Consider the following 5097-nt stretch of genomic DNA (forward strand, 5'->3'; position numbering starts at 1 on the left):
ATTCAAAATGCCAATGAAAAAATTCCTAAAACTTCTGTACCGCAAGACGTACAATTAGTGCTCTATGCCTATTACAAACAAGCGCTTTCCGAGAACATAAGCTATAGTCATCACGGCTATGAATCGGATGAAGTTATTACCGCTTTTAAACAAAACGCTTGGATGCAAGTTAGACATTTATCTGCTAACGAAGCAAAAGAAAAATACATTGAAATAATAAATCAAATGCTAAAAGATAGACAGTAATGTGTATCTTTTTTTATTTTTGTAAAAACATAAAAATCCTTAAAAATGAAAAATAAAATCCTCGTATTATTACTTATTTCCGTTTTAAGTACCAGTTGTAAAAAAGAAAAAGAACTTATAGAAGTTACTATTCCTGAACCAGAAAAAATTGAAAAAACCACTTTAGGAAATCCGTCTGATGTGCAAGCTGAAGATGAAGAAGGAGCATTTCAAATGAATGGCCTACCCTATTCTTACAATAGTTTAGAACCCTTTATTGACGCTGCTACAATGGAGTTACATTATTCGAAACATCATTTGGCATATTGTAACAAACTGAATGCCGCTTTAAAAGAAACTGATTTGTCATCAAAATCTATAGAAGAAATTCTAAAGAAATTAGATACAAGTAAATCAGAAATTAGAAACAATGCTGGCGGATATTACAATCACAATTTATTTTTTGAAATATTAAGCGTTAACAATGGCGATGCAACTGACGAAGTTTTAGAAGCCATAAACAAAGATTTTGGATCCTTTGAATCGTTTAAAAATGAATTTTCAGAAAGTGCTACAAAATTATTTGGTTCAGGCTGGATTTGGCTTATAAAAGACAATTCAGGAAAATTAGTCATCACAACAACAGCAAATCAAGACAATCCGCTAATGCCAAATGCAGAAAAAAAAGGCACACCTTTATTAGCTCTTGATGTATGGGAACACGCCTACTATATTAAATATCAAAACAAAAGAAAAGACTATGTTAATGCGTTCTTTAATGTTATAAACTGGAAAAAAGTAAATGAAAAATTTAAAGATTCCTCAGTAGCTTCTGAATAAAAAAAACGCTTCAAAATACATTGAAGCGTTTTTTTATAATACGTTTTTAAGTATTTTACTAAAAACTAATTTCTATTACTTTAATTGAAAACTACTTTTTGAAACCAATTCTCCTTTTTTATCAAAAACATTAACAAAATAAGTACCTGATGAAATATTTTTTACTGATAAATCTTCTTGAACCTGAACTGTTTTGTTTTCGTATTTAATGGTTTTCTGAAAACTATAAGGCAAATAAGTTGTTCCAAATGTTTCTGTTTTCTTTTCACCTAATACATTGTTTTTGCTATCAATTACTTGAACATAATACGTTCTATCACCCGTTTTCGCAACCTGATTTTCAGCAATAGTAAACCCTATTTTTAAAACATCAGCTTTACTAGCTTTATCAGTATTAATTTGTTTTCCAGAACTTTTTTGTTTTACCGCTAAAGTGGTTAAATTTAAAACCGATAATCGTTGTGCTTTTTCAACTGTTTTAGACAAATTTTCATTTTTGGCTGCTAACGTATCATTTGCTGTTTTTGCATTTGTTAAAACAACATTAGTACTATCTAAGTTTTTTGTCAATTTGCTATTGTTCGCTTTCAATATATTGTTTTCGGCAATTAAATTATCCATTTCGCGTTTTAGTTTTACGTATTGCGTTTTATATTTAGACAATTCAGCTACACTTCCGTCAGATTTTTTAATTTTCTCTAACAATTCCATTATCTTAGCTTGTTCTTCTTCCAATTCTCCTTTCAAAGCAGTATTATCAGCTATTGCCAAATCATACTCCGCAATTTTTGATTCCAATTCTGCTTGAAATTTTTCTTTCTCCGTTAATGTTTTTGATAAACTTGAATCTACCGCATCTTTATCTTGTTGTAACTTATATACATAAGCCAAACTTCCCATTAACAATAAGACTAAGATTAATACAACAACTTTTAACCCTGAATTTCTAGAATTTGATTGATTTAACTCCATTTTTAATTTGATTTTATTTAAATTTCACACAAAAATAAAATTTTATTTATTTCTATTACTATATAACGTAATGTATCTTTAAAATATTATATTTGAAAACACTTTTAAAACACAAAATGGATAAATTAAACGTATTCAGTTCTAGAGATATAGCCAAAATTACGCAACATCGAAGTGGCGAAATAAAGTTTGGCGAAAAGATAATTACGGTTCCAAGTGATGAAAATTGGATTTCATTTATCACCCAATCAGAAGCGAAATTTGTTTTAATTGGTTTACCCGAAGACATCGGAATAAAGGCCAATTTAGGTAGAACCGGTGCTGCTTCAGCTTTTGAAAGCACGTTAAAAAGCTTAGTAAACTTTCAACATAATAAATTTTGCAAAGGCAACGAATTACTTGTTTTAGGTGAAATAAATTTTTCTAAAGAAATGGAAATTTCCAAAACTTTAGATACTCAAAACAAAGAAGATCGAAAAAAACTATTTCAAATAGTAGAAAATATAGATAAAGATGTTTCTTATGTAATTAGCACAATTATTAAAGCGAATAAAATTCCAATAATTATTGGAGGCGGACATAATAACGCATACGGAAACATAAAGGGATTAGCGTTAGCAAAAGGAATGCCAGTAAATGCTATTAATTTTGATGCACATACCGATTTTAGGATAATGGAAGGTCGTCATAGTGGAAATGGCTTTACCTATGCATTTGAAGAAGGCTTCTTAAAAAAATATTTTATATTCGGTTTACACGAAAATTTTGTATCCAAAAGTGTCTTTAATACCTTAAAAACTATTGAAGAAAGAGTTAAATATGTAACCTATGAAGAAATAGCGGTACGAAAAACCAAAAGTTTTACTACAGAAATCAACCAAGCAATAAAATTTATTTCCAATACACCATTTGGAGTAGAACTTGATTTAGATGCGCTTCCAAACATTCATAGTAGTGCTATGACACTTAGCGGATTTAGTGTTGAAAAAGCCAGGCATTTTATTCATTTAGCTGGAAGAGAAGAACTTGCCAGTTATTTACATATTTGTGAAGGGGCACCTGATTTAGACGTATCGAACAACAATCATTTAACTGGAAAATTAATTGCAACACTAATTTTAGATTTCATTAAGAGTAAAAAGCTTGAAGAAATCTAAATATTAGTAATGAAAGAAAAAAACTTTATTTTTTTTTGAAAAAAAGTATTGGATTTCGAGATTGAAGTTTTAAATTTGTAAAATCAAGAAAAGAATTGAGTTGTAATGAGTGAATTGTCGAAAATTATTGATTCCTTAGAAGTAAAATTCTTTAAATTATCTAAAAAAATAGAGAATTTAGAGCAATTAAACGAAAGTTTATCTAACGAATTAAGCGCTTTAAAACAAAACGCTCAACAAGAAAATAAGCACATCACCTCTTTAAAACAAGAGTTGGAAAGCTTAAAAATAACAAATTCTCTTCTGGGCAGTGAAGAATACAAGAAAGAAACAAAACTGAAAATAAATTCGTTGATTAGAGAAATCGACTATTGTATAGCACAACTTTCTGAATAATTATGACAGAAAAGTTAAAAATAAAAATTTCAATTGCAGACCGAGTATACCCATTAACAGTGGAAACTACTCAGGAGGAAGGTCTACGAACCGCATCTAAAAAAATTGATGCTACAATTAAAAAATTTGAAGCCAACTATGCAGTAAGAGATAAACAAGATGTATTGGCAATGTGCGCCTTACAATTTGCTTCTCAAATAGAACAAACCCAAATTGATACTTCTACAGATACCGTAGAAGCATTTGAGAGATTAAAAAAACTCGACGAAAAAATAGAAGGTTTACTTTCAAAATAAGAAAAACGTTCATACAAAACACTAAAGTACTGCCCACATTAGTAAATATTTGATAAACTCAACACTAACTATTAAATGAGTGAATTTGCGATACTAAAGCACGTTCCGATTTATCGGAAATCCTTGAACATCGTTTTAGCTCAAATCTTGTCTGAATCGAGTTTATTCAAACACCTAATGTGGGCTTTTTTATTAAACAAAACCTAACTATGGAATTAACAAGTATACTAATTGGAATCGTCGGATTGGCTATAGGATTTGCAATTGCTAAATTTTTAGAAAAAAGCAATGTTTCAAATCTTATTAAAAACGCTAAAAAAGAGGCGAGTTCAATTTTAAGAGATGCGAAAGCAGAAGCTGAAACTGAAAAAAGAAATAAGCTATTACAAGCTAAAGAGCGATTTTTAGAATTAAAATTAGAACACGAAAACGAAATTTTGTCTAAAGACAAAAAAATGGCAGAAGCCGAAAAAAGAACAAGAGATAAAGAATCGCAAGTTTCGAGTGAATTGGCAAAAGCTAAGAAAATAAACGATGATGCAGAAGCTAAAATTGTAGAATACACAAACAAAATTGAAAACTTAGAGAAAAAATCACAAGAAGTTGACAAATTACACAAAAGTCAAATTGAACAACTTGAGGTTATTTCTGGTTTATCTGCAGACGATGCAAGAAATCAATTGGTTGAAAGTTTAAAAGCAGAAGCCAAAACCAATGCAATGGCGCACATTCAAGAAACTATTGAAGAAGCCAAAATGCAAGCGCAACAAGAAGCTAAAAAAATCATTATTAGTACGATTCAGCGAGTTGGAACAGAAGAAGCAGTTGAAAATTGTGTATCTGTTTTCAATATTGAATCAGACGATGTAAAAGGTAGAATTATTGGTAGAGAAGGAAGAAACATTAGAGCTATTGAAGCAGCAACTGGCGTTGAAATCATTGTTGACGATACACCAGAAGCTATTATCCTATCTTGTTTTGATCCTGTAAGAAGAGAAATTGCTCGTTTGGCACTTCATAAATTAGTTACGGATGGTCGTATTCACCCTGCCCGTATTGAAGAAGTGGTTGAGAAAACGAAAAAACAAATTGAAGAAGAAATTATTGAAGTAGGAAAACGTACCGTTATCGATTTAGGAATTCACGGTTTACACCCAGAATTGATTAAAATTGTAGGTAGAATGAAATACCGTTCTTCATACGGACAAAAC

7 protein-coding genes are annotated in these 5097 nt (G+C 30.2%); 6 read left to right on the forward strand and 1 reads right to left on the reverse strand.

Going from position 1 to position 5097, the window contains the following annotated elements; all coding sequences use genetic code 11:
* Both ABWO04_RS09625 and ABWO04_RS09630 read left to right on the forward strand, forming a co-directional pair.
* Window positions 1–246 (forward strand): acyl-CoA-binding protein (locus ABWO04_RS09625; protein WP_353079505.1); only part of this gene is annotated, 246 nt, incomplete at its 5' end.
* 45 nt (window positions 247–291) lie between these two features.
* Window positions 292–1065 carry a superoxide dismutase gene (locus tag ABWO04_RS09630; protein ID WP_353079506.1) on the forward strand — a complete coding sequence of 258 codons (774 nt, stop codon included), beginning with the start codon at window positions 292–294 and terminating at the stop codon, window positions 1063–1065.
* Between the two features lie 75 nt (window positions 1066–1140).
* Here the strand turns inward: ABWO04_RS09630 and ABWO04_RS09635 are convergent, their stop codons facing one another.
* The gene (locus ABWO04_RS09635; protein ID WP_353079507.1) at window positions 1141–2037 is read right to left on the reverse strand and encodes a DUF8428 domain-containing protein; all 897 of its coding nucleotides are present in this window, start codon (window positions 2035–2037) and stop codon (window positions 1141–1143) included.
* A gap of 116 nt (window positions 2038–2153) precedes the next feature.
* Here ABWO04_RS09635 and ABWO04_RS09640 point away from each other — a divergent pair, with 116 nt between their 5' ends.
* The 4 genes from ABWO04_RS09640 to ABWO04_RS09655 all read left to right on the forward strand — a co-directional run.
* The gene (locus ABWO04_RS09640) at window positions 2154–3194 is read left to right on the forward strand and encodes a formimidoylglutamase (RefSeq protein ID WP_353079508.1); all 1041 of its coding nucleotides are present in this window, start codon (window positions 2154–2156) and stop codon (window positions 3192–3194) included.
* A 105-nt stretch (window positions 3195–3299) separates the two neighbouring features.
* The gene (locus ABWO04_RS09645) at window positions 3300–3590 is read left to right on the forward strand and encodes a DASH complex subunit DAM1 (RefSeq protein ID WP_353079509.1); all 291 of its coding nucleotides are present in this window, start codon (window positions 3300–3302) and stop codon (window positions 3588–3590) included.
* A 2-nt stretch (window positions 3591–3592) separates the two neighbouring features.
* The gene (locus ABWO04_RS09650; RefSeq protein ID WP_291241095.1) at window positions 3593–3886 is read left to right on the forward strand and encodes a cell division protein ZapA; all 294 of its coding nucleotides are present in this window, start codon (window positions 3593–3595) and stop codon (window positions 3884–3886) included.
* 209 nt (window positions 3887–4095) lie between these two features.
* The coding region (locus ABWO04_RS09655) for an Rnase Y domain-containing protein (protein ID WP_353079510.1) at window positions 4096–5097 on the forward strand (1002 nt) is incomplete at its 3' end.

It is taken from the genome of Flavobacterium sp., from assembly GCF_040382755.1.
In the GTDB taxonomy this organism is placed as follows: Bacteria; Bacteroidota; Bacteroidia; order Flavobacteriales; family Flavobacteriaceae; genus Flavobacterium.